The following is a 3,648-nucleotide window of genomic DNA, read 5'->3' on the forward strand; positions in this document are numbered from 1 at the left end:
CACCCGCAGCGCCGTCTCGCATCAGCTACGGCTGCTTGAGCGCGACCTCGGCTTCGATCTCCTGCAGCGCATCGGCAAGGGCGTGGCGCTGACGCCGCGCGGCCAGCGCTACGCGGCCGACGTCAGGAAGGCGCTGACCGTGCTCGGCGACGCGGGGACGCACAACAACGGTGCCGGCGTCGGCGGCTCCTTCGCCATCTCCTGCCCGCCGGGCTTCGCCTCGATGTTCCTGTGCACGCATATCGGCGAGTTCCAGCAAATGTATCCGGATGTGGCGCTGTCGGTGCTCACGCCGCGGCGGCTCGACGACGTCTCAAATCCGGACGCCGACGCCTTCATCGCCTTCGGGGTCGGCAACTGGCCGAACCGGGCCGTGGAACTGCTCTGCGAAGTCTCCTTCACGCCGCTCTGCAGTCCAAGGCTGCTCAACAAGGTCGGCGGCTTTTCCAAACCCGCCGACGTGCTGCGCGCCAGCCTGCTCCATCTCAGCGACACCGAGGACTGGGCGCGCTGGCTGGCGCTGTCCAAGGTGGAAAATCCCGATACCGAAGGCGGCATCTTCTTTTCCGACATGAACCTCGTCTTCTCGGCGGCGATCGCCGGCCAGGGCATTGCGCTGGGCGACGAGCTGACCGGCCGCCAGGCGCTGAGCGAAGGCCGGCTGGTCAAGCCTTTCGAGGCGACCGTCCCCTCGCCGCGCTCCTATTTCCTCGTCTTCGAGCACGCCAAGGCGGGGCACCCGGTGCTCAACGCCTTCGGCGACTGGCTGAGGGCGAAGCTGTCGGAGAGCAGGGTTTAGATTGAGTGCTGCCGCCCTCTCCGGTCGTCATCCTCGGGCTTGACCCGAGGATCCATGCCGTGACGTTGGCCGAAGTGTGCGGCGGGCGAGAATTCTGGACCGTTGCAACGCTCGTGTGTAACGGTGTGGATTCCAGGGTCTGCGCGCGTCGCTTCGCTCCTTGCTCCGCCCTGGAAAAGGGCATGAAGGCTTTCGCCAATCGCGAACGTTAGTGAGCGCCGAACGCCCGCGTCTGCACACGCTGTTGCCACCTGCCAATACGGGTCACCCGTGAATCAAATTTGCCGATCAGGCGAAAACTATTCGGTTGCGGTGAGCCGCAGCCATGCCTACGATTTCATTGGGAACTGAGGAAAGAGCCAGGATGCAGCAACCCGGCCGGGCCGCAGAAATCAAAGCGAACGGGATCGGCAAGAGCTTCGGCTCGTTCCGGGCGCTCGATAACCTGTCGCTCGATATCGGCCGCGGCGAGTTCCTGACGCTGCTTGGCCCTTCCGGCTCCGGCAAGACCACTTTCCTGATGATCCTAGCTGGCTTCGTGCAGCCGAGCGAGGGCAGGCTTTTCAGCGACGGTGTCGACATCACCAACCGCCCGGCGGAGCAGCGCGCCGCCGGGATGGTGTTCCAGGGCTATGCGTTGTTCCCGCATATGAGCGTGGAGCAGAACATCGCCTTCCCGCTCAGAGTGCGCAAGAAATCCGCCTCGGAAATCAAGAGCCGTGTCGGCGAGATGGTCGAGCGCGTCGGCCTCAAGGGGCACGAGAAGAAACTGCCGGCACAGCTTTCCGGCGGCCAGCAGCAGCGCGTGGCGCTGGCCCGTGCGCTGGTGTTCGAGCCGGGCGTGCTGCTGCTCGACGAGCCGTTCTCGGCGCTGGACAAGAGCCTGCGCGGCCAGATGCAGGCCGAGATGAAGCGGCTGCACCAAGAGACCGGCACAACCTTCGTCTTCGTCACCCACGACCAGAGCGAAGCGCTGGCGCTGTCCTCGCGCGTCGCCATCTTCAACCACGGCAAGCTCTTGCAGGTGGGCCGGCCGGATGAGGTCTACGACCGGCCGGCGAACCGCTTCGTCGCCGAGTTCCTGGGCGAGATCAACATGCTGCCGGTGAAGGGCGTGCGCCCCGCCGACAATGGCGCCACGGGGCTCTGCGAGGACCGCGCGGTCAACATGCGCTGCAAGGCGGAGGCGATCAAAGGCGACGCCATCCTCGCCATCCGCCCCGAGGACATGTCGATCGCGCCGGAAGCGTCGGTCAACCAGAACGGCATTGCCGCGACGGCCGTCGCCTCGACCTATCTGGGCGCGGCGACCAAGCTCGACCTCACCACGCGCCAGGGCGCCAGGGTCACCGTTTCGGTGCCGAACGAAGTGGCTGCGGCGGCGCTCAGCAAAGGCAATTCGGTCTGGCTTACATGGCCAGCGGAGAAGGGTTTCCTCCTTCCGGATGGAGGACAGTAAGCACCGCCGTCGCGGCCAGACACATCACCGCGGCGGCTTCCGGTTCAAATCAACGACAAACAAGGGGAACTGACATGAGCGATACAAAGAAACAGACGATCGAATCCCTCGCCGAGCGGACCAAGCGCGGCGAGATCTCACGCCGCCAGTTTGCGCAACTAGCGGGCTTGGCGCTCGCCGGCACGCCGCTGTTGTTGCGCTCGACCGGCGCCTTCGCCGAGACCAAAGGGCTGGTGCTGGTGAACTGGGGCGGCGACGCCATCACGGCTTACGACGCCGCTTACGGCCAGGCCTTCACCAAAGACACCGGCATCCCGGTCAAGATGGACGGCTCGGGCCCGACGGAAGGCGCCATCGCCGCGCAGTTCAAGAGCGGCGCGCCGACCTGGGACCTGGTCGACGTCGACCCGTTCTCGGCGATCACGCTGGGCGGCCAAGGCATGCTCGAGCCGATCGACTACAAGATCGTCGACAAGAGCAAGATGCGGCCGGGCTTCGGCTGGGAGTATGCAGCCTCCACCTACTTCTTCTCCTATGTGATCGCTTACGACTCGCAGAAGTTCGGCTCCAACGCGCCGACCGGCATGGCCGACTTCTTCGACGTCAAGAAATTCCCAGGCAAGCGCTCGCTCTACAAATGGGGCGTGTCGAGCTGGGAAGCCGCACTTCTGGCCGACGGCGTCGCGCCTGCCTCGCTCTATCCGCTCGATCTGAAGCGCGCGCATGACAAGATCGCCGCCTTCAAGGAAAACGTCGTCTCCTATTGGGGCGGCGGCGCCGAAAGTCAGAGCGTGCTGCTCAACGGCGAGGCCTCGATGGCGATCGTCTGGTCGACGCGCGCCTCGCTGATCGAGCAGGACTCCGGCGGCCAGATCAAGTTCATCTGGGACCAGGGCCTGATCTCGCCCGGCGCGCTGGCGGTGCTCAAGAACAACCCCGGCGGCAAGGACGCGGCGATGAAGTTCATCGCCAGCACGCAGGATCCGCAGAAGGAGCTGGTGATGTTCGACAAGCTCGGCCAGGGTCCGGCCAATCCGGCGGCCGACGCGCTGATCCCCGCCGACAAAAAGCGCATCAATCCCGTCGATCCGGACAACATGAAGAAGCAGATCGCGCTCGACATGGAGTGGTACGCCAAGAATTACGGCGCCGCGCTCGACGAATACACCAAGATCATCTCCGCCTGATCAGGGCGGAGACTTTCTCACTGATGAGAGGCACCCTCTCCGACAGGATGGGCGCGGCGCTGCTGATGGCGCCGCTGCTTCTGTTCCTGGTCCTTGCCTATGCCTGGCCGTTCCTCGGCGTGGTGAAGTGGAGTTTTACGCTTCCCACGCCCGGGCTCGGCCAGTACCATGCTTTGCTCACCGACGACCTGGTGCAGTCGGTA

Annotated in this window: 3 protein-coding genes and 1 pseudogene; all 4 read left to right on the forward strand. The window is 64.9% G+C overall.

Going from position 1 to position 3,648, the window contains the following annotated elements; all coding sequences use genetic code 11:
- Positions 1 to 799: LysR substrate-binding domain-containing protein (locus tag EOA28_RS28680; RefSeq protein WP_128315529.1), on the forward strand; the 799-nt coding region annotated here is incomplete at its 5' end.
- Positions 800 to 1,163: 364 nt separating this feature from the next.
- On the forward strand, positions 1,164 to 2,258 hold the full coding sequence (locus EOA28_RS28685; RefSeq protein WP_126078146.1) for an ABC transporter ATP-binding protein: 1,095 nt from the start codon (positions 1,164 to 1,166) through the stop codon (positions 2,256 to 2,258).
- Between the two features lie 74 nt (positions 2,259 to 2,332).
- The gene (locus EOA28_RS28690) at positions 2,333 to 3,445 is read left to right on the forward strand and encodes an ABC transporter substrate-binding protein (RefSeq protein WP_126078147.1); all 1,113 of its coding nucleotides are present in this window, start codon (positions 2,333 to 2,335) and stop codon (positions 3,443 to 3,445) included.
- A 23-nt stretch (positions 3,446 to 3,468) separates the two neighbouring features.
- A pseudogene (locus EOA28_RS28695) lies at positions 3,469 to 3,648 on the forward strand (ABC transporter permease); the annotation flags it as partial.

The sequence above is a fragment of the Mesorhizobium sp. M2A.F.Ca.ET.067.02.1.1 genome, assembly GCF_004023285.1.
Classification (GTDB): Bacteria; Pseudomonadota; Alphaproteobacteria; order Rhizobiales; family Rhizobiaceae; genus Mesorhizobium.

Bases quoted from the DNA above. Each gene is read 5' to 3' on its own strand.
- EOA28_RS28685 (WP_126078146.1), top strand. From the start codon at position 1,164: ATGCAGCAACCCGGCCGGGCCGCAGAAATCAAAGCGAACGGGATCGGC.
- EOA28_RS28690 (WP_126078147.1), top strand. From the start codon at position 2,333: ATGAGCGATACAAAGAAACAGACGATCGAATCCCTCGCCGAGCGGACC.